The organism is Bifidobacterium callitrichos DSM 23973 (assembly GCF_000741175.1).
GTDB lineage: Bacteria > Actinomycetota > Actinomycetes > Actinomycetales > Bifidobacteriaceae > Bifidobacterium > Bifidobacterium callitrichos.
Genome location: NZ_JGYS01000022.1, coordinates 113,723 through 133,716, shown reverse-complemented (window position 1 = coordinate 133,716; position 19,994 = coordinate 113,723). Strand labels below are relative to the sequence as shown.

17 protein-coding genes are annotated in these 19,994 nt (G+C 67.4%); 11 read left to right on the top strand and 6 right to left on the bottom strand.

All coding sequences use genetic code 11. The features are described from left to right. The first annotated feature begins 152 nt into the window (after nt 1-152). The 3 genes from BCAL_RS10525 to fmt all read left to right on the top strand — a co-directional run bounded on the left by BCAL_RS10525 (nt 153) and on the right by fmt (nt 4,407). Nucleotides 153-2,540 carry a primosomal protein N' gene (locus BCAL_RS10525; protein ID WP_043166323.1) on the top strand — a complete coding sequence of 796 codons (2,388 nt, stop codon included), beginning with the start codon at nt 153-155 and terminating at the stop codon, nt 2,538-2,540. A 113-nt stretch (nt 2,541-2,653) separates the two neighbouring features. Then, nucleotides 2,654-3,367 carry an HAD family hydrolase gene (locus tag BCAL_RS10520; protein ID WP_043166326.1) on the top strand — a complete coding sequence of 238 codons (714 nt, stop codon included), beginning with the start codon at nt 2,654-2,656 and terminating at the stop codon, nt 3,365-3,367. Between the two features lie 38 nt (nt 3,368-3,405). Further along, complete coding sequence (gene fmt, locus BCAL_RS10515; protein WP_043166328.1) at nt 3,406-4,407, top strand: methionyl-tRNA formyltransferase; 1,002 nt, start codon at nt 3,406-3,408, stop codon at nt 4,405-4,407. Here fmt and serB read toward each other — a convergent pair. Then, nucleotides 4,404-5,093 (bottom strand): phosphoserine phosphatase SerB, encoded by a 690-nt coding sequence (serB, locus tag BCAL_RS10510; protein ID WP_043166329.1) that lies wholly within the window; start codon nt 5,091-5,093, stop codon nt 4,404-4,406. The genes fmt and serB overlap by 4 nt on opposite strands. Before the next feature lie 149 nt (nt 5,094-5,242). Between serB and BCAL_RS10505 the strand changes: the two genes are divergently transcribed. The 6 genes from BCAL_RS10505 (at nt 5,243) to BCAL_RS10480 (ending at nt 11,951) form a co-directional block, all read left to right on the top strand. Next, nucleotides 5,243-5,851, top strand: coding sequence for a DedA family protein (locus BCAL_RS10505; protein WP_238549694.1), 609 nt, complete (start codon nt 5,243-5,245; stop codon nt 5,849-5,851). A 46-nt stretch (nt 5,852-5,897) separates the two neighbouring features. Beyond that, nucleotides 5,898-7,475, top strand: a complete 1,578-nt coding sequence (gene arc, locus BCAL_RS10500) for a proteasome ATPase (protein ID WP_043166331.1) — start codon at nt 5,898-5,900, stop codon at nt 7,473-7,475. Between the two features lie 18 nt (nt 7,476-7,493). Further along, nucleotides 7,494-9,185 (top strand): depupylase/deamidase Dop, encoded by a 1,692-nt coding sequence (dop, locus tag BCAL_RS10495; protein WP_043166333.1) that lies wholly within the window; start codon nt 7,494-7,496, stop codon nt 9,183-9,185. A gap of 46 nt (nt 9,186-9,231) precedes the next feature. After that, a complete protein-coding gene (locus BCAL_RS10490) occupies nt 9,232-10,080 on the top strand; it encodes an inositol monophosphatase family protein (RefSeq protein WP_043166335.1) in 849 nt (282 codons plus the stop codon). Nucleotides 10,081-10,203: 123 nt separating this feature from the next. Further along, nucleotides 10,204-10,410: a ubiquitin-like protein Pup gene (locus tag BCAL_RS10485; protein WP_043166336.1), complete on the top strand. Its 207-nt coding sequence runs from the start codon at nt 10,204-10,206 to the stop codon at nt 10,408-10,410. Beyond that, nucleotides 10,410-11,951, top strand: coding sequence for a proteasome accessory factor PafA2 family protein (locus BCAL_RS10480; RefSeq protein WP_420796831.1), 1,542 nt, complete (start codon nt 10,410-10,412; stop codon nt 11,949-11,951). Before BCAL_RS10485 ends, BCAL_RS10480 begins: the two co-directional genes overlap by 1 nt. Nucleotides 11,952-12,094: 143 nt before the next feature. Here BCAL_RS10480 and BCAL_RS10475 read toward each other — a convergent pair whose 3' ends face one another. The 3 genes from BCAL_RS10475 to purB form a co-directional block, all read right to left on the bottom strand. Beyond that, nucleotides 12,095-12,379, bottom strand: a complete 285-nt coding sequence (locus tag BCAL_RS10475) for an HU family DNA-binding protein (protein WP_043166340.1) — start codon at nt 12,377-12,379, stop codon at nt 12,095-12,097. A 116-nt stretch (nt 12,380-12,495) separates the two neighbouring features. Continuing rightward, on the bottom strand, nt 12,496-14,952 hold the full coding sequence (locus BCAL_RS10470) for a lysylphosphatidylglycerol synthase transmembrane domain-containing protein (RefSeq protein ID WP_052119199.1): 2,457 nt from the start codon (nt 14,950-14,952) through the stop codon (nt 12,496-12,498). Between the two features lie 16 nt (nt 14,953-14,968). Beyond that, nucleotides 14,969-16,405 carry an adenylosuccinate lyase gene (purB, locus tag BCAL_RS10465; RefSeq protein WP_043166343.1) on the bottom strand — a complete coding sequence of 479 codons (1,437 nt, stop codon included), beginning with the start codon at nt 16,403-16,405 and terminating at the stop codon, nt 14,969-14,971. 352 nt (nt 16,406-16,757) lie between these two features. Between purB and BCAL_RS10460 the strand changes: the two genes are divergently transcribed. Then, nucleotides 16,758-17,444 carry an ECF transporter S component gene (locus tag BCAL_RS10460; RefSeq protein ID WP_081887432.1) on the top strand — a complete coding sequence of 229 codons (687 nt, stop codon included), beginning with the start codon at nt 16,758-16,760 and terminating at the stop codon, nt 17,442-17,444. A 122-nt stretch (nt 17,445-17,566) separates the two neighbouring features. Here the strand turns inward: BCAL_RS10460 and BCAL_RS10455 are convergent, their stop codons facing one another. After that, nucleotides 17,567-17,779 carry a hypothetical protein gene (locus BCAL_RS10455; protein WP_043166344.1) on the bottom strand — a complete coding sequence of 71 codons (213 nt, stop codon included), beginning with the start codon at nt 17,777-17,779 and terminating at the stop codon, nt 17,567-17,569. Between the two features lie 548 nt (nt 17,780-18,327). On the opposite strand from BCAL_RS10455, the gene BCAL_RS10450 reads away from it, so the two are divergent. Further along, entirely contained in the window at nt 18,328-18,753 is a 426-nt protein-coding gene (locus BCAL_RS10450; RefSeq protein ID WP_052119200.1) for a DUF4186 domain-containing protein, read from the top strand. Between the two features lie 8 nt (nt 18,754-18,761). Here BCAL_RS10450 and BCAL_RS10445 read toward each other — a convergent pair whose 3' ends face one another. Continuing rightward, nucleotides 18,762-19,922: a LacI family DNA-binding transcriptional regulator gene (locus tag BCAL_RS10445; RefSeq protein WP_052119201.1), complete on the bottom strand. Its 1,161-nt coding sequence runs from the start codon at nt 19,920-19,922 to the stop codon at nt 18,762-18,764. Nucleotides 19,923-19,994: the final 72 nt, after the last annotated feature.

The following is a 19,994-nucleotide window of genomic DNA, read 5'->3' as shown; positions in this document are numbered from 1 at the left end:
CCGAATCGTTGGAATGAAGCCGTTTTCCTATACCGCGCGATGGGACATTCACCGCGTCATGTCGTATTCACCGCGCGATGGGGTGTCTGACCGCGCGATGGAACGGGCCGGGGTGCGTCGGGTGGCGCGCACATGCCGCTACGATGGCTCCTATGAGTGACATGGACGCGGAACAGCTGACGCTTGACGGGCTCGCCCCCCGCAGGCGTCGGCGTCGCGCGCCCGCGGAGCACACGCCGGCAGCCGAACACCCCATCGCCCGCGTCGTCCTCGACGTGCAGGCCACGCATCTGGGGCAGACCTTCGACTATCTCATCGACGAGAAGCAGTCGGACGCGGCCATCCCCGGCATGCTCGTGCGTGTCCGCTTCGGCGGACGGCGCGTCACCGGCATCATCTGGGAGCGTGCCGCCACCAGCGACACACCATCCTCCTCATTGCGCTATCTCGAACGCGTTCTCGGCGACGACATCCTCGTCCCCGCCTCGATGCGACGCGACATCACCCTGATAGCCGACGCATACGGCGGCACGCGCGCCAACATCCTGCGACTCGCCGTGCCCCCGCGCGTCGCCAAGGTCGAGAAGGAGCAGCGACTCGTCGCCGGATTCGCGCGCGACGGCCGGGATGACGGGCGATTCGGCGCAGGGAACGGCGACGGAACCACTTCCGACTCGCCGGCCGCACGCATCGCCGCCCGCTTCGATCGTTTGAGCGGCATGTACGACCGCAATCTGGCCGCCCTGCAGGACGCGTTGCACGCCCGCGCGGCCGCCTTCCGATCCTTCGTGTTCGACCCGCTGCCCGGCGTCGGACAGGCCGCGGCCGTGCTCGCTTGGATGGCCGCCGAATCGCTCGCCGCCTCCCGCACCGCCGTCATCGTTCTGCCCGGCATGAAGGAGACGCGCGACGTCCTCGACTCCCTCGGCGCGCTCGGCCTGACGCCGTTCGGTCCCGGACGATCCGGCACCGGCGGCTGGAGCGGCGACGTCGCGGTCCTGAGCGCCGAAACCCCGCCCATCGACCGGTACCGCGCCTACCTCGCCGTCGCCACCGGACAGGTGAAATGCGTGATCGGACCGCGCGCCGCCATGTACGCGCCGGTCGACGGCCCCGGTCTCTTCGCGATCATGGACGACATCGCCTACCAGCAGGCCGACGGCATGATGCCCTACGCCCACGCGCGCGGCGTGCTGCGACTGCGCGCCAAGGCGCACGGCGGCGTGTTCGTCGCGCTCGCCAACGCGCGCAGCCCCCTAAGCCAGATGGAGGTCGCAGGTTTGCCGGATGTCGGCGTGCCCGCGATGTCCGCTGCGACGGCCCCGTCCGGTTCGTCTGGTTCGTCCGGTTCGACTGGCTCGTCCGACCTGTCCGACGCGGTGAGCGGGCCGAGCGTCGCGATCCGTCCGCTGCCCAGCGTGCTCAAGGACGCCTCGCCGTGGATCCGCTGGCTCAGCCGCGAGGAGCTCGCGCGTCTGGCCGACCCGTCGATCGGCGCGCGCGTGCCGCACACCGCCGTCGCCAACATCCGTGTGGCGTTGAACGCGGGCGGGCCGGTGCTGTTCTCCATCCCCGCCGACGGCGTGGCCGAAGCGTTGAGCTGCGCCAACCCGAAATGCCTGCGTCAGGCGCGATGCCGTAAATGCGCGGGACCGTTGCAACGCGTGCAGGGCGTGGCCGTGCCCCGATGCCGCTGGTGCGGGGCCGCCGCCTCCAACTGGACCTGCCCGCACTGTCATGGTGACCGTCTGCGCGTCATACGCGTGGGCGCCGCCGGCACCGCCGACGAACTGCGCGGCCTGTTCCGAGGCGTCCCGATGCTGCTGTCCAGCCCCAGCCAGCCGCGCGGCGTCATCGAGGAGATCGACCATCGTCCGGTCATCGTCATCGCGACTCCCGGCGCCGAACCTCGCGTGCGCGCGAAGAGCGGTCCGGGGTACGGCTCCTACGCGGCGGTCGCGATCCTCGACGCGTGGACCAGCCTGTACGCGCCGGGACTCGACGCGCGCGTCGACACGCTTGCCGCGTGGATGCGCGCGGTGTCCCTGTGCGCGCCGCGTACCGCCGGCGGACAGGCATTGCTCCTGGGGGAGACCGACCCGGCCATCGCCCAGTCGCTGATGCTCTGGGATTCCTCGTTGCTCGCCTCGCGCGAACTCGACGAACGCGCGCAGACCGGCATGCCGCCGGTCGTCGCCGTCGCCTGCGTCTGGGGACGCCGGGACGCGGTCATGCGCGCGCTCAGGGCCATCGGCGCGCTGGACGGCGACATGGCCGTCTGCCCGATGCCGGGTGGTTCCGTCGGTGCCATCGGGATGGCGATGCCCGGCGTACTGGGCCCGGTGCCGATCCCGCAGCCGCGCACGGTAGACGCGCGCGAACTGGAGGTGACCGCCGACCGCGTGCGCGCCGTCGTCCGCGTGCCGCACGCGAGACGCGAGGAACTGGCCGCACGCCTCAAAACCGAGGTCGCACGCCATGTCGCCGCGCGCGAGGGCGGGGAACTGAGGTTCCAGCTCGATCGCAAGGACCTGATCTGACCGCATGGGAGCCCGTCCGATCCCGCACGCGGAGGCGTCCCGCGCGCATGGGAACATGATGTCGGCAAGGGGCTTGATGGCCCCCACGAATCATGGAAACGAAAGGAACCGCGATGAAGGGTTGGCCCGGAGAACCGGACATGGACTACGACGTGCTGGTGGCGGACGGCGAGGCCGCCGCGAACGCCGGCAAGCCGATCACCGACGTCATCTTCGACTTCGGCAACGTGCTCATCTACTGGGATCCGTCCGCGGTGCTCATCCCGCGATACGACAAGGAGACCATCGACCGGTTCCTCGACAACGACGTCTCCCGCTTCTACGACGCCAACGACCTGATGGACGGCGGCGCCACCCCCGAGGAGGGCGTCGCGTGGATGCGCGAGCACAGCGGCGACCAGTGGGCCGACATGCTCAAGTACTACCTCGACAACTTCGAGGACTCCCTCGTCGGCGTCGTGCCCGGCGCGCGCGTGCTCATCAACGACCTCAAGGCCGCCGGCATCGGCGTGTGGGGCCTGTCCAACTGGGAGAAGGAGCTGTTCCCGATCGCCGAAAAGGCCACGCCGATCCTCTCCAAGCTCGACGGCAAGGTCGTCTCCGGATACGTCAGGCTGCGCAAGCCGCACAAGGACATCTACGAGCGTGCGCTCGCCGACTTCGGCATCACTGCCGACGGCGCCGTGTTCATCGACGACAAGGCGATGAACATCGTCGGCGCGAACGCGGCCGGCATCCGCGGCATCCGCTTCCGCGACCCGGTCAAGCTGCGCGAGCTGCTCATCGACGCCGGCGTCGACATCCCCGACGTCAAGACCGTGAAGTGAGATCTTCGAAGTAAAGGACAAAAGGAATCACCACACATATGCTCAAACTGCTGTTCGCAGGCACTCCCGACGTGGCCGTGCCGTCCCTCAAGGCGTTCGCCGCCGACCCGCGATTCGACGTGAAGACGGTCCTGACCCGCCCCGACGCGCCCACCGGCCGCGGCCGCAGGCTCACCCCCAGCCCGGTCAAGGCCGCGGCGCTTGAACTCGGCATCCCCGTCATCGACGCGAAGCCGCGCGATCCGGGCTTCCTCGACACGCTCGCCGGTCTCGACGTCGACATCGCCGCCGTCATCGCCTACGGCAACATCCTGCCCAAGGCCGTGCTCGACGCCGTGCCGCTCGGCTGGTACAACCTGCACTTCTCCAACCTGCCCGCTTGGCGTGGCGCGGCTCCCGTGCAGCGTTCCATCTGGGCCGGAGACAGGACCACCGGCGCCGACGTGTTCAAGGTCGGCGAGGGACTGGACGACGGCCCGGTCATCGCCACGATGAGCGTGGACCTGACCGGACGGGAGACCTCCGGTGAACTGCTCGACCGTCTCGCGGTCGAAGGCGCGCCGATGTGCGTGGACGCGCTCGCCAGCGTGGGGGAGGGAACCGCCGTGTTCACCCCGCAGCCGGAAGGTGAGTTCGAGTACGCGCACAAGATCACCGTCGATGACGCGCGCATCGATCTCACCCAGCCCGTCGAGGCGATCGACCGGCAGATCCGCGCCTGCACGCCCGCCCCCGGCGCATGGTGCGAACTGTATCCGGAAGGAAAGCCGGCCGCCGGCGAGACGGTGGCCGAGGCTGACGAGCACGCCAGGCCCCTGACCCTGCACGTGCTGGCCGCCCGCCCCGCCGACCTCACCAATCCGAACGCGCCGCAGGCGCTCGCCCCCGGCGAGATCAAGGCGGGCAAGAGGAACGTGTGGGTCGGCACCGGCACCGATCCGCTGGAACTGCTCCAAGTCAAGGCGCAGGGCAAGAAGGCCATGCGCGCCGCCGACTGGGCCCGAGGCGCCCGCCTCGCTCCCGCCGCCCGCCTCGACTAGTCGCGCAGGAACCCGAGCACCTTCGTCAGGTCGCGCTCGTTGATCGACTCATGGGCGGCGAGCTGGGTCTTCGGCTTCGCGCAGAACGCGATGCCGAGGCCCGCGGCCTGAATCATCGGAATGTCGTTCGCGCCATCGCCCACGGCGACGGTCTGCGCCATGTCGATGCCGTCGCGCCTCGCCCACTCGCGCAGCGCATGCAGCTTGACGGTCTTGCACACGATCTCGCCGAGCACCTTGCCGGTGAGTTTGCCGTCGCGCACTTCGAGACGGTTCGCAAGCCAGTGGTCGATATGCGCCTCCTCGGCGAGTCGGTCGACCACCTCGTGGAATCCTCCGGAGACGACGCCGACCTTCCAGCCGTGCGCGTGCAGCGTGTCGATGAGCTCCAACGCGCCGTTGGTGAAATGCAGTTTGTCGTGCACGGTGTCGAACACGGAGACCGGCAGTCCCTCGAGCAGCGCCACACGGGCGCGCAGGGCGTCGCAGAACTCGAGCTCGCCGCGCATCGCGCGCTCGGTCACGGCCGCGATCTCATCACCGGCGCCGGCCGCCTCGCCCAGCTCGTCGATGACCTCCTCGTCGATGAGCGTGGAATCGACGTCCATCACCAGCAGACCGGGCTTCGACAGGGTGGGATTGTCGGCAGTATTGTCGTCAAGGGATTGCGCATGTTCTTGCATCATGCCTTTGATTGTCGAAAAACCTTGGGACAATGCCCATTATGATTTTTGACGCCATTCATGACGCCGCAATCCAGGCGAATTCCGCAATCACGATCGCAGCCCCGGCCACCCCCGTGTGCACCACCGGAGAAAGCGGGCTCATCGGCTCGATCACCGACTGGCTCGTCTCCCTGATGGAGACGGTCGGAGGCCTTGGAGTCGCCCTCGCCATCGCGCTCGAATCGATCTTCCCGCCCATCCCCTCCGAAGTGATCCTGCCGCTGGCCGGATTCACCGCCTCACGCGGCTCCTTCGGCCTCATCGAGGCGATCATCTGGGCCACGGTCGGCTCGCTGCTCGGCGCATGGGCGCTCTACGGCATCTCCCGCTGGGTTGGTCTGCACCGCATCCACAAGGCCGTCGACGTCATCCCGGGAGTCAGCCGCAGGGACGTCAACAAGGCCAACGACTGGTTCACGAAGTACGGCACCTGGTCGGTGCTCATCGGCCGCGTGATCCCGGTCGTGCGCTCGCTCATCTCCATCCCCGCCGGATTCAACGCGATGAACTTCGCGCAGTTCACCGGCTGGACGCTGCTCGGCTCGGCCGTGTGGAACACGATCCTCGTGTCCACCGGATACTTCCTCGGCGAAGGCTGGTGTTCGATCCTCGGCTACCTCAACGTGTTCGAGGACGCGGTGATCGTCGCCTTCATCGTGGTCATCGTCGTGTTCGCCGCACGCAAGATCCGTACAGTGGTACGTGACAGGCGGCGGTGACGCCAACGAGCAATCACGATAGGCGACGAGGAGACCCGAGGAACACATGACGGACGATCAGGAGCAGCTCAACCGGCAGGCGCGCGAGGAGACGGCCCGCGAACTGGCCTCGCTCAACGACCGGCTCATGGCCAGGAACCATGCGCTGGCCGAGGCGCTCACCCGCGCCGGCAAGGAGCTGACGAAGGCCAAATCACAGCTCGCGCAGCTCGCCCAGCCGCCGATGACCTTCGCCACGATGATCAAGGTCGACTCCACGCACCTCGACGATCTCGGCGTCCAGCACGCCTCCGCCGAGGTCATCACCGGCACGCGCCGCATGATCGTGCCCGTCGCCGCGAACCTCAACGCCGCGCGACTCGCCGCCGGCCGCACCGTACTGCTCAACGAGAAGATGGTCCTCGTCGAACAGCGCGACACCGACACCGTCGGATCCATCCGCGTCGTCTCCCAGACGCTCGCCGACGGCCGGCTCGTCGTCGCCGACGGCGGCGGCAACCCCACCGTCATCCGCCGTGCCACGGCGCTCGCGGGCACGTCCCTCGACAAGGGCGACCGCGTCATCGTCGACCCCTCCGGGCGCATCGCGTTGGAGAGCCTGCCGCACGAGGACGACGCCGATCTCGTGCTCGAGGAGACCCCGAACGTCGACTTCTCCGACATCGGCGGCCTCGACGAGCAGATCGGACGCATCAGGGACGCGGTCCAGCTGCCGTTCCTGCACCGCGAGCTGTTCGCACGCTACGATCTGACGCCCCCGAAGGGCGTGCTCCTGTACGGGCCTCCCGGCAACGGCAAGACGCTCATCGCCAAGGCGGTCGCGCACGCGCTCGCCGAAGGCTCGAACATGGGTGGCAGGGGCGTGTTCCTGTCGGTCAAGGGTCCGGAGCTGCTCAACAAGTTCGTCGGCGAATCGGAGCGGCTCATCCGCCTCATCTTCCAGCGCGCCCGCGAACGCGCCACTGACGGCAGACCGGTCATCGTGTTCATCGACGAGATGGATTCGCTGCTGCGCACGCGCGGCTCCGGCGTCTCGAGCGACGTGGAGACGACGATCGTGCCGCAGTTCCTCGCCGAACTGGACGGCGTCGAATCGATCGGCAACGTGATGGTGATCGGCGCGTCGAACCGCGTGGACATGATCGACCCGGCCGTGCTGCGCCCCGGTCGCCTCGACGTGAAGATCCGCATCGACCGTCCGGACGGTGACGCGGCGGCCGCGATCGTGCGCCACTATCTGACCGACGATCTGCCGCTCGAGGAGGGCGTGGACGCCGAGGCGCTGACCCGCGTGCTCGTACGCGACATCTACACGCGCTCCGAACGCCGCCATCTGGCCGACGTGCGCGACGAGCACGGCGTGTGGAACGCGCTGTTCCTCGCCGACGTGGTCTCCGGCGCCTCGCTGAAGAACGTCGTCGACCGTGCCAAGACCTACGCGGTCAAGGCGTCGATCACGTCCGGACGGGACGTCGCGCTGAACGTCGACATGCTCGCGCGGGCCGTCGAGGACGAATACCGGGAGACCCGCGACTCGCTGCTCGACGCGGACCCGGTCCAATGGTCGCGAGTCAACGGCTTCGACGCCGGCAGCGTCGAAGCCATCCGCGCCGTGGAACACTGACGGAAAGGAATCGCGCTCATGAGCGTTCGACGAGTAATGGGAACGGAGACCGAGTACGCGGTCTCGCAGCCGGGTGAGGCGTACGGCCAGCCGGTCAGGCTGAGCTTCACCGTGGTGGGGGCGGCGGCCGATGACGCCACACGGCACATCAGATGGGACTACCGGCAGGAGGATCCGGTCAACGACGCACGCGGCACCCGCCTCGACCGCGCCTCGGCCCGTCCCGAGATGCTCACCGATTCCCCGCAGCTCAACATCACCAACGTGATCGCGCCCAACGGCGGCCGCATCTACGTCGACCACGCGCATCCCGAATACTCCGCGCCCGAAACGACCGATCCGTTCGAGGCGCTTGCCTACGACCACGCCGGCGACCGGCTCATGCTCGCCGCCGCCCGCGCCGCAAGCGCGCAGCCTCAGATCCGCGACACCGGCCGGCCGATCGTCCTGCATCGCAACAACGTCGACGGCAAGGGCGCCAGCTGGGGCACGCACGAGAACTACATGATGGCGCGCGCCGTGCCGTTCACCGACGTGGCCGCCCTGATGACCGCGCACTTCATCTCCCGCCAGATCTGGGCCGGATCGGGGCGCGTCGGCCTCGGCGAGCACAGCGAGACCGCCGGATTCCAACTGAGCCAGCGCGCGGACTACATCCACGCGAGGATCGGCCTGCAGACCACGTTCGACCGCCCGATCATCAACACGCGCGACGAATCCCACTCCACATCGGACAAGCGCCGTCTGCACGTCATCGTCGGCGACGCCAACCGCATGGACGTGCCGCAGGTCCTGAAGCTCGGCGTCACCTCGATGCTCCTGTGGACGCTCGAACACGCGCGGGACGCCGGCTACGACCTCGACGCCCTGCTCGGCCGGCTCCAGCTCGCCGATCCGGTCGAGGCCATGCATGTCGTCTCCCACGACCTGAGCCTCGCCGCCGCACTGCCGCTCGAAACCGGCGGCGAGACCAACGCGTGGCTCATGCAGATCGAACTGCGCCGGGCCGTCTACGAGGTCGCCGCCGCGATCCTCGGCACCGATACGAAGGGCGAACCCGCGTGGGAGGACCGTCAGACCCGCAACGTGATGGCCATGTGGGGACAGGCGCTCGCCGACGTCGCCACGATCCGCCATGTCGACGACGATACGCGACTGACGCTCAGGGCCGAGGCCGGACGCATCGAGTGGCTGCTCAAATGGCAGCTGCTGGAGAAGCTGCGCCGCAAGATCGCCGGTGCCGGTGCCGGTGCCGGTGACACCGGGTGGGGCGATCCGCGTCTGGCCGCCGTCGATCTGTCCTGGGCGGCGCTCGACCCGGCCGCATCGGTGTTCGCCAAGCTCGAGAAGGCGGGGCGTGTCGAGCGTCTCGTCGACGACGACCGGCTCGCCGCGGCCGCGTCCGAGCCGCCGTCCGACACCCGCGCCTGGCTGCGCGCCGCGATCGTGCGCGCGTTCCCGTCCGACGTCGTCGCCGCCAGCTGGTCGCATCTGACCGTGCGCGTGCCGCGTGAGGACGGTCAGGACCTCTTGGCCGACACGTACGGCAACTCGTCCGCGGCCGAGGCGACGAGCGTGCGGCCGGGGGATCTGGTGAGCCTCGACATGTCCGATCCGCTCGCCTTCCGCAGGGAGAACGTCGAGAGCGTCGTCGCCCGTGCGGCCAACGCCGCCGAGGCGATCGGCGAACTCGCGGCTCGCGGCAGATAGCGTGCGGGTTGTACACCCCTGCGAGCGAACGATAAGATTGTGAGCCATGGCACAACAAGAGAATCTGCGTGACCTCGCGATGAAGGTCGCCCAAATCGTCCAGGCGGCCGGCAAGCATGCGCTGCAGGACCAGATGGCCCCGCACAACATGATCATCTCCCGCGAGCACCCCACCGAACAGTTCAACGTGGACGTCGACGGCCGTCTGCTGCGCTACATCTCCGGCCGTCTGGCCGACATGGAGCACTTCGACGGCTTCTGGCAGACGCGTCCCGCGCAGTCCCGCCCCGGACAGCGCTACTGGTGCGTCGGCAAGATCGACGGCGCCATCAACTACATTCGCAACATGAGCGAATGGACGGTGACCGTCTCCCTGTTCGAGTTCAACGAGGAGGGGTCCGCCCAGCCGATCCTCGGCGTCGTGCACGCCCCGGCGCTCGGCGAGACCTATCTGGCCGCCCGCGGCGCCGGCGCGGTGCGCATCCGCAGCACGCCGGTCGGTGAGAAGCGCGAGAAGGTCGTGCCCTCGATGACCTCGACGCTCGACGGCGCGGTCGTCAGCTACGGCATGTCCTACGTGCCGAGCGAGGCGGAACGCGCCCTGAAGACCGTGGCCGGACTGGCCGAGGCAGGCCCCGCCGACATCAAGCGCGTCGGCCCGGCCTCGCTCGACCTGTGCAAGGTGGCCGACGGCACGTACGACGCGTACTTCGAGCCGATGCTGCACGAGTGGGACATCCCGGCGATCTCCGCCGGCGCGGTGGTCGTCTGGGAGGCGCAGGGCACGCTGCGCCGCTGGAACGGCAACGGCATCCACTGGCGTTGCGCCAACGACGTGCTGTGCACCAACGGCATGATCGACCGTGAACTCAAGCCCTACCTCGTCCAGGAGTAGAACCAGAGGTAGAAGTGGCCGGCAAGACGCGAGTCAGGCCGTATGACGGGCCCCGGGAGCATGTTCCCGGGGCCCGTCGCGTATCGTAGAGGAATCGAAACGAACAGGAAGGAGCGGGCCATCATGCCTCAGCAATTCGAACAGGGTCAGTCGCAGCGCAACGACAACGAGCAGGTCGAGCAGGACGCGCCGCTCGCGGCCGCACAGACCGAGACCGCAGCGGATACGGACGTCGATGCGCTCGACGCCGTGCTCGACGACATCGAAAGCACGCTGGAGACCAACGCCGAGGAGTACGTCAAGAGCTTCGTGCAAAAGGGCGGCGAGTGATGCCGCAGCTGCGTGACAGCGGTACGCGGGCGGCCCACGAATCGAACGGCACTCCCGCGGCCGAACTGAACGGCTTCGAACGCATCTTCGGCGTCGAAACCGAGTACGGGGTGGCCGTCACCGGCACGTCCGGCGCGCGGGGGCCGGTCGACGCCGGTCAGGTCGCGATGACGATGTTCCAGCCGGTCGTCTCCCGCGCGCGGTCGACGAACACGTATCTCGACAACGGCTCGCGCCTCTATCTGGATGTCGGATCGCACCCCGAGTATGCGACCGCCGAGGCGAGGGACCCCCTCGACGCGCTCGCACAGGACATGGCGGGGGAGCGGATCATGGCCTCGCTCGCCGCCCAGGCGCAGGAGCGTCTTCGCGCGAGTCACGGCGATCACGCCGCGATCCACGTGTTCAAGAACAACGTCGACTCCGCCGGACACGCGTTCGGCTGTCACGAGAACTATCTCGTGCGCCGTATCGTGCCGCTGGAGACGATCGAACGCCAGCTGCTGCCGTTCCTCATCACCCGCCAGCTGTACACCGGCGCGGGGCGGTTCACGCCCGATGGCACCGGCTTCCAGCTGACGCAGCGCGCCGACTTCCTCGACGAGGCCGTCTCGTCGGCCACCACACGATCCCGTCCGATGGTCAACACGCGTGACGAACCGCACGCCGATCCGGAGTCGTTCCGTCGTCTGCATGTGATCATCGGCGACTCGAACCGCTCCCACTGGGCGACGTGGATGAAGCTCGCCGTCACGCATCTCGTGCTGTGCGTGATCGAGGACGCGGTCAGACGCGGGACTCCGAGCGGATTCGAGGACCTCGCGTTCGACGATCCGGCCGCCGCCAACCGCGCGGTGAGCCGCTGGCTGGACGGTGGTGCCGGTGCCGACGCCGGTACCGCCGGTGCCGGGAGCGATGCCGCCGATCCGGCGGGCGCCCTCGCGATGCAACGCCGATACCTGGGCGTCGTCGAATCGTTCGTGCGCGACCATGCGGACGCGATGAACGCCTCGCTGCCGAAGACGCCGGTGACTCTGGTGCTCGATCACTGGCGGTGGGCGTTGGACGCGTTGGAACGCCGCGACATCGCCGAACTGTCGAAGCGCGTCGACTGGGCGGCCAAGTACCGTCTGGCCGAGGCGCTGCGGCGGCGTCGCCCCGACGTGGGCTTCGCGCAGCTCGAACGCATGGAGCTCGACTATCACGACGTGGCCAACGGCAGACTGTACGGTTCGCTGGTCTCGCACGGCCAGCTGGACGAGGCGGTCGATCCCGCGCTCTCGGCGGCGGGATCGCCGACAAGGGCGAGGCGCCGGATCCGCGTCACACCCCGCCGCAGGACACGCGCGCGGCACTGCGCGGCGCGTTCGTGCGGCGTGCGCTCGACGCCGGCGTGCAGTTCTCCTGCGATTGGACGACGCTGGTCGTCTCCTCGCCTGTGCGCCGCGAGGCGACGCTCCTCGACCCGTTCAGCGCCGAGCCACCCCCGAATACCGGGCGCTGATGGCCCAGATTGGAAATTAGTTTCTGGCCCCCTCTGACGAGGGGGCTCCCGGCGGAGCCGGGTGGGGGAGAGAAGCCGAACAGGAAGGCCAACCGTTCTCGGTTGACCTAAACGAAAACCCCGACCGTCATGGTCGGGGTTTATTCGTGCCTCGCGCGCCGCAGCGCGGCTGGCCAACAATCAGTTGTTGGTGACGGCCTTCTTGAGCAGGGAGCCAGCGGAGATGCGCACGCCGTAGGTGGCGGGGATCTCGATGGTCTCGCCGGTGCGCGGGTTGCGGCCGGTGCGGGCGGCGCGCTTGACGCGTTCCGCGGAGAACAGACCGGTGAGCTTCAGGCCCTCGCCAGACTGCATGGCCTCGACGAACACATCCTGGAAGGCGTTGACAGCGGCCTCAGCCTGAGCCTTGGTCAGGTTGGACTTCTGGGCGATCTTCGAGACGAGATCAGACTTGTTGTATGCCATAAAGCATCCTTCTTTGTCCGGGGACTGGCTACTGCATTGCCGGTCCGTTGTTTGTCATGAATGATGATAGCGCATGATGTGACCAGATGCCGCATTTTCCAACGTTTTTACTGGTTTCACACCATATTGCGCCTGTCGAGCCAGCGCATCGCCAACGCACCGAGCGGGATGCGCAGCCAGTAGAACAGCGCACGGTACAGCAGCGTCGCCGACAGGGCCACGCCGGCCGGGACTCCGGCCGCGCCGAACGAGAAGACCAGCGCCGCCTCGACGCCTCCGAGGCCGCCCGGAGTGGGCACGGCAGAGCCGATCGCGTTGGCCAGCAGGAACAGGAAGATCGTCTCGAACGGGTTGGTCATATGCCCGAACGCCAGCAGGGACGCCCAGAACTCGAGACCGGTCGCCGCGTTGAGCAGCAGCATGCCGATCGCGCTGAAGGTCAGCTGGCGCGGGTTGGAGAGCACGTCGATCAGCTGGCGCGCGTACGCCTTGGCCAGCGGCAGCAGCCTCTCGGCGACGAGCCTGCGCACTGGGGGGATCATCATCGCGATCGCCAGCGTCATGAGCACGACGCCGATGACGGTGATGAGCGTGTTCGTCGGGATCATCGAGCTCAACGCGGTGGATCCGGTGAACAGGCCGATCAGCACCAGCATGATCACGGTGCCGCCGTAGTAGACCGCCATCACCGCGGTCATGATCGCGGTGGCCGTCGTGTTGCGATACCCGGCCTTGCGCAGGAACTGGAGGTTCACGAACGCCGGGCCCACGCCCGCGGGCATCGAGACCACGGCGAATCCCTGCGCCACCTGCGACATGAAGATGCCGAGCGGACGGCGCTTGTCCTTCTCGATGAACGCGCCCAGCTCGATCGACGAGCCGAGGATCGCGAGGAACTCGAAGACGAGACAGACGACCGCCATCACCGGATTGGCGTTCCTGACGGCCGCGATCACCTCGTTCGGCTTCAGCTGCGTGAACACGACGACGACCGCGACCATGAGCAGCGCCGTGCCGATGAACGAGCGCGGCGAGAAACGCGAGAGCTTCACCGGCTCCAGCGCACGCTCGTCCTCCTCGGGCGCGAGCGCGCGCAGACGGGCGCGAAGATCGTCCATCACATGCCTGTCCCACCCCATGAGCGCGCGCGTGCCGGCGGGGACGGCGGCCTTCTGCACGAACGGCGTCAGCGCGATCATCTGCTCGTCGCCCCACACCGTGCGTCCCGCCGCGATGGCGCGTTCCGGGCCGATGAGCACGGCCAGCAGCGTGAGCAGCTGGACCTGGTCGAGCGCCACGTTCGGCGCGGCGCTCGAATCGTCGCCGTTCTGCCATCCCGCGATGATCGGCGTACCCGATTCGAGCCTCGCCAGCGTGTCCGGGGTGATGCGCCGGTGCGTGTACCCGCGGCGGTTCGCCACGGACAGGTAGCGCATCAGGGCGATCGCGTCGTCGTCGGACAGGGTGTTGAGATTGCATTCGCGCATCGACTCGCTGCCGCGCAGCACGAGGATCGACGTCTCCCCGGTGTCGGCCGCGCCGTAGACGTGCGGGGTCGACAGCCCCGCGTTCTTGAGGCCCAGGATCATCAGCATGTGATGCTGCGTGGCCTCTCGCGGGGAACGGTCGCGGCGCATCGACACACCGGTGAAGCGGATCCACTGCCACAGCTGGCGCATGTATCCGGCGGTGTGCACCTGGGTGTCGAGCGCGGAGACGATGAACCGGCGGCCGAGGTCGTCGCGCACGTCGTAGACGCGCGAGCCCTCGACCAGATCGTCGTCCAGCGTGGTACGGAACGATCCGCGCGACGTCGGATCCGATTCGACGCGGCGTTCGAGCGAGGTGACGCGAAGGCCGATGCCGTTCAACGCCTGGACGAGGTCGGCGCCCCACGTGCCCTGGTTCTTCGTGCCGATGCCGAAGCGCAGCAGCATGCCGATCAGGCGTCCGGCGGCGAACGAGACGAGCACGCCGGCCACCGAGTTGACCGACAGCAGGATGAGCAGCGCGGCCACCGTGTAGAGGATGTTCCACCCCCATTTGACCGTCGTGCGCGTGCGACGCGGACCGGCCACCGTCAGCAGGGCCGCCGCCCCCGCATAGAAGTCGGGGAACAGGCCGGCGCCATACGTGCTGCTCGCCGAGCCGAGCGCGGAGATCATCGTCGCGCCGCCGAACGAGGAGACGGCCAGCGAGATGCCCCAGATGAAGGCCATGCCGCCGAACAGCGCGAGCAGTGCCAGCACGGCCTGCAGCCATTCGCGGGCGATGAGCAGCTGGGCGATCGCCATGACGACGATCACGACGATCGCCAGCTGCTGCAGCATCGACGTGGGCAGGTCGACCATCCAGTTGAGGGTCTGGCCGGCCACGTGATGGGCGTCCGATTCGATGCCGGAGACGAAGCCGTTGAGGTAGATCGCCGACAGCATCGCGACGACGGCGAGCAGCACCGAGGCGCCCGCGTGCAGCAGATCGCCGAAATCGTGGATGCGTCTGGGCGGCACGTCGTCGATATGCGGGTTGGAGGGGTCGCCCGGCGCCGTCTCGTCGAAATCGATGGAAGTCACGTCCGTCAGCGGTCCGTCAGCGGTCGAAATCCACCAGCCTGCTCGCCACACCGGTGTAGGTGGCGGGGGTGAGGGCCTTGAGACGCGCGGCGGTGTCGGCGTCGAAGGACTGCTGGTCGATGAACGCCTCGACCTGCGCCTGGTCGATCGTGTGGCCGCGCATCAGCTCCTTGACCTTCTCGTACGGCTTGTCCATGCCGGGCAGGCCGCGCAGCTCGCAGGCGCGCATCGCCGTCTGGATCGGCTCGCCGAGCACCTCCCAGTTCGTGTCGAGCTCGTGCGCGATGACGTGCTCGTTCGGGTGGATGGACTTCAGTCCCCCCATCAGGTTGTACAGGGCCAAGAGCGAGTAGCCGAGCGCCGAACCGATGTTGCGCTGCGTGGTCGAATCGGTCAGATCGCGCTGCCAGCGGGACTCCACCAGCGTGGCGGAGAGCGTGTCCAGCAGCGAGCAGGACAGCTCGAAGTTGGCCTCCGCGTTCTCGAAGCGGATCGGGTTGACCTTGTGCGGCATCGTCGAGGAGCCGGTCGCGCCCTTGACCGGGACCTGCGCGAACACGCCGCGCGAGATGTACATCCACACGTCCACGCACAGGTTGTGCATGATGCGGTTCGCATGGGAGACGGTCGAGTACAGCTCGGCCTGCCAGTCGTGGCTTTCGATCTGCGTGGTCAGCGGGTTCCAGGTCAGGCCCATGCGGTTGGTGACGAACTCGCGGGAGACGGCGATCCAGTCGACGTCCGGGCAGGCGGCCAGATGCGCGCCGAACGTGCCGGTCGCGCCGTTGATCTTGCCCAGATACTCCTGCTGCGTGATGTGCTTCAACTGGCGGTTCAGACGGTAGACGTAGACGGCGAGCTCCTTGCCGAGCGTCGTCGGCGTGGCCGGCTGGCCGTGCGTCAGGGACAGCAGCGGCAGGTCGCGGAACTCGTCGGCCTTGGCGGCGAGATGATCGATGATCTCCTCGAACGCGGGCGTCCACACCTGCTCCATCGCGTTCTTCACGCAACGGGCGATCGACAGGTTGTTGATGTCCTCGGACGTGCAGGCGAAGTGCACGAGGGTCTTGAGCGCATCGTTGATGTGCGTCAGGTCGGCCGGGGCCTTGTCGAACTGATCGTCGATGTAGTACTCGACGGCCTTCACGTCATGATGCGTGACGGCCTCGTGCGCGGCGTGCTGACGGATGCCCTCGGCGCCGAAATCCTCGGGGATGGAGCGCAGGAACGCCTTCTCGGCGTCCGTGAACGGCTCGACGCCGTCGATGATCGGCCGGTTGCCGTTGCCCTCGAAGCCGTTGGCCAGCAGGATCATCCACTCGACCTCGACGCGCATGCGCTCGCGGTTGAGGGCCGGCTCGCTCAGGTATTCGACGAGCGGGGCGGTGGCGTTGTGGTAGCGGCCGTCGAGCGGCGTCAGTGCGATTGCGGGGGAAATATCGGTAAGCTTCATAACTCTTTAGGGTACTTCCAGCCGTGAACCGCGAACATCGCACACTGGCTCCCCTTGTCGGACGTTGCCGTGAAGCAAACAGCAGAGCTGTTTGTAGGCAACGTGCGAGCCGACAGGCGAGCCGGCAGAATGCGCGTGTAGCGCGTCCGTAATTGCGGGACGAGCTGGCCCGCGAAGCGGGACTGAGGAGTAGCGGAGTTCGTCAGTACACTTCCGGCGCGGATACCTTGTTACCTGAAACGTGCGAATCATCCCTATACTGGCCTATCGGCGTTCCCGCCCGAGCCGCGCAGGTCAAGGAGCGTCTCTGTAGGCATCACTGTGCGCGGCCGTAACCGGCAGGGGGAGTACCATGTCCGCAATCGACAATCGTCCATTTTCGTCCTCTTCGTCTTCATCCGTTCCTTCGGGTATCCCGGGCGTCCCCGGCGTCTCCCGTCTCAAGTGGCGTCCGGTCGACATCGCCGTCGGCGCGGCGCTCGGCGCGGCCTGCGGCGTGATCTTCTGGGGATTCAACTTCGCGTACATGCCGATCTCCTCCGTGCTGGGCGCCGTGCTGCCGGGACTGGCATCCGTGACGCATGCGATGTGGTACTTCTCCGGCACGCTCGCATTGCTGATCCTGCGCAAACCGGGCGCCGCGATGTACGTCAACGTCGTCGGCACGCTCGTCGAGACGGTGATCGGCAGCCAGTACGGCGTCGGATTCGTCATCGTCTCCGCGCTGCTGCAGGGCCTGTTCGCCGAGATCCCGTTCGCATTGACCCGGTACCGCGTCTTCAACCTGCCGGTCTCGATCGCCTCAGGACTGCTCGTTGCGCTCGAATACGGCCTCTACCTGCTGTTCTTCCGCTATCAGGGCGTCTCGATCATGAGCCCCCGCGGCATCGTCCACATGATCTCCGAGCTCACGGGCGGCGCGATCCTAAGCGGCGTCATGCCGTGGTTCCTCATGCTGGGACTCGTCCGGACCGGCGCCCTCGACCGTCTCGCCTCAGGCCGCGCACTGCTCGACACCGAGTCCTCCTCTCGGGTGTGATGCCCTGATTCCGGCAGCATAAGACCGGTCGCATAAGAAAAAAATGGCTTCCATCCCCGCATCGCATGGGCGTTGCGTGGGGACGGAAGCCATTTGCGTATCAGGGGGATGCGCCAGATTCCTCAGATGCCGAACTCCTTCTCGGCCTGCGTTCTGACGGAGTCGCCGACCAGTTCGGCGGTGTCGGACTTGGCCTGTTCGATGCGTCCGAAGAATGCGTCCGCCTCCTCGTAGTTCAGCGGGTGTCCGGCCTCCTTGGCGATCGCCATCACCTCGTCGATGGTCTGCGCCTCGGCCAGCTTCTCGTCCAGTTCCTTTTCGTCAATGCCGGTCATGATGACTCCTTGACTTGCATGCCGCCGTCCGCGTCCGACGTCATCGGCGTCGCAGAAGGCGGTGTGGGGAACCCCGCCCTCGGAATTCCTTGGCTAGAGCGGTATTGTAGTCGTTTCCGTCGTTGGTGAGTAGGGGGTATCGGGCGTTTCCGCGGTCGAAGGGGACGGCGGTTCGGATCTTTCGCGAGTCATGTCCGCCGGGGACGCCACGGATTGTCACAACTCGCTTTTCATCGTCCTTCCGGCGCGTTGTGGCATATTTCGTTGTCACGACGTGCTGGAATCGGTGTGAATTGCGGGTTGTGGCGGGGTCGGTGTATCGCTTGCGCGGAGGGGGTTGGGTGAGCGTTGTCGAAATGCTTGGAATTCCGCCATTTTCACGATATTGCCCGTTGCTTTGATCGCGGTCGGTGGCGTGCCGCGTCGGTGATTTGTGTCACGACGCGCGACAATCATCCGAAATCGCATGTTGTGACAAGCGGTACGCTCGTCTTGGATTCGACAGTCTTGGATTCGACTGGACGCGGCGGATCGGATGGGGGTGTCGTATGGATGACGACGAGCGGCGGTGGATCGAGGACACTTTGGAGCGGCTGTCCCATTCGGCGTTCCGGGCGAAGTTCGCGCTCGCGGCCAAGGACCGGGCATATGCGCGCGCCAAGGGCAGGGACGTGATCGAGCGCCACGCGCATGAGATGCTGTGCGATCGGGTCGGCGACGCGACCCCGAGGAACGACGGTCGCCAGACCCCGTGGAAGGGCCATCCGGTGTTCACCGCGCAGCATGCGACCGCCACCTGCTGCCGCGGTTGCATCGAGAAATGGCATCACATCCCCAAGGGCCGTGCGCTGAGCGAGACGGAGATCAACCGTCTCGCCGACCTCGTCATGGCATGGATCGAACGCGACCTCAAAGACCATCCGGCGCCGGCCGCGAAGCCGGAGCCGTCCGCCTTAGAGCCGACCCTGTTCTGATCCGGACGTCACGCCGACTGTCTCGGCACGACCTCGGTGGGCAGCCAGACGATGCGCTTCGGCTCGTCGCCCTCGATCTGGGCGAGCACCATGTCCGCCATCTCGATGCCGAATCGCCCGATCGGCTGGCGGACGGTGGTCAGCGGGGGAGTGGACGCGGCCGCATCGGGGCTGTCGTCGAACCCCGCGATGGCGATGTCCTGCGGCACGCGCACCCCATGCGAGACGAGATACTGCATGGCACCCGCGGCGATGCAGTCGTTGGCGCACATCATCGCGTCGATGCCGTGATCGCGCAGCAGCTGCGCGATGTCGAGGGCGTCGGGATTGACCCCGGCGAAGTCGGCATCGGGGGCGACGTCCGGCCTGTTGCCATCGGCGGCGTCGTCGCGGATACCGGCGAGTTTCGCGAGCAGCAGGCGCACGGCCTCGCGTCCGTCGGCGCGGCTCCAGCCGTAGGCGTCGACGACCAGATCGGGATCGAACAGGCCTCTCATCGTGCTGCGGAACCCCTCGAATCGCCCGTACGAGCAGGGGATGAAGTTCGGGCCGCGAAGGTAGGCGATGCGCCGGTACCCCTGATCGAGCATGTATCGGGTCAGCGCCGTCGACGCCGCATGGTTGTCGATGTCGACCGTCGGGAACGGCGACTGTCCGCCGTAGCCCACGCCGGAGACCGCCACCGGGGCGTTCGATTCGCGGAAGACGGTGAACAGGCGATCTCCGACGTGCAGGTTGTTGAGGATCCATCCGTCCGCGAACCCGCTGCGCACCAGTCGCGCGATGCGTTCGGCGGCCTCGTCGGTGTCGCAGATGAGCACGACCAGCTGATAGCCGGCCTCGCCGAGCCTGCGGTTGGCGTTGACCATGATCGTGTTGATGTTCGGATCGGTGGTGATGGTCTCCGGCTCGCCGTGCATGACGAAGGCCACGGTCTGCGTGCGCTGGCGCACCAGCGATCGGGCGGCGTTGTTGGGGATGTAGTTGACCTCGCGCACGGCGGCGGCGATGCGTTCGGCGGCCTCGGGGGAGACGTGGGGGTTGCCGTTGAGGAACCTGGAGACCGTCGCGTACGACACCCCCGACACGCGGGCGACGTCCATGATGGTCGGTTTTTTGGGCGTGCGCTTGCGCCTGTTTCCGCCGTTTTCGCCCGATTGATCGCCCATGGCGCGCCTCCGATCGCAGACAACTGGTTTGTAAACGTTTCCATATCAGTGTACACTGTCATCTCGTAAACG

Coding starts and splice junctions, on each gene's coding strand:
- serB (WP_043166329.1), bottom strand. CDS start 5,093: ATGATGCAAGAACATGCGCAATCCCTTGACGACAATACTGCCGACAAT.
- BCAL_RS10445 (WP_052119201.1), bottom strand. CDS start 19,922: ATGGGCGATCAATCGGGCGAAAACGGCGGAAACAGGCGCAAGCGCACG.
- purB (WP_043166343.1), bottom strand. CDS start 16,405: ATGAAGCTTACCGATATTTCCCCCGCAATCGCACTGACGCCGCTCGAC.
- BCAL_RS10450 (WP_052119200.1), top strand. CDS start 18,328: ATGGATGACGACGAGCGGCGGTGGATCGAGGACACTTTGGAGCGGCTG.
- BCAL_RS10455 (WP_043166344.1), bottom strand. CDS start 17,779: ATGACCGGCATTGACGAAAAGGAACTGGACGAGAAGCTGGCCGAGGCG.
- BCAL_RS10480 (WP_420796831.1), top strand. CDS start 10,410: ATGCCGCAGCTGCGTGACAGCGGTACGCGGGCGGCCCACGAATCGAAC.
- BCAL_RS10525 (WP_043166323.1), top strand. CDS start 153: ATGAGTGACATGGACGCGGAACAGCTGACGCTTGACGGGCTCGCCCCC.
- fmt (WP_043166328.1), top strand. CDS start 3,406: ATGCTCAAACTGCTGTTCGCAGGCACTCCCGACGTGGCCGTGCCGTCC.
- arc (WP_043166331.1), top strand. CDS start 5,898: ATGACGGACGATCAGGAGCAGCTCAACCGGCAGGCGCGCGAGGAGACG.
- BCAL_RS10460 (WP_081887432.1), top strand. CDS start 16,758: ATGTCCGCAATCGACAATCGTCCATTTTCGTCCTCTTCGTCTTCATCC.
- BCAL_RS10490 (WP_043166335.1), top strand. CDS start 9,232: ATGGCACAACAAGAGAATCTGCGTGACCTCGCGATGAAGGTCGCCCAA.
- dop (WP_043166333.1), top strand. CDS start 7,494: ATGAGCGTTCGACGAGTAATGGGAACGGAGACCGAGTACGCGGTCTCG.
- BCAL_RS10485 (WP_043166336.1), top strand. CDS start 10,204: ATGCCTCAGCAATTCGAACAGGGTCAGTCGCAGCGCAACGACAACGAG.
- BCAL_RS10520 (WP_043166326.1), top strand. CDS start 2,654: ATGAAGGGTTGGCCCGGAGAACCGGACATGGACTACGACGTGCTGGTG.
- BCAL_RS10475 (WP_043166340.1), bottom strand. CDS start 12,379: ATGGCATACAACAAGTCTGATCTCGTCTCGAAGATCGCCCAGAAGTCC.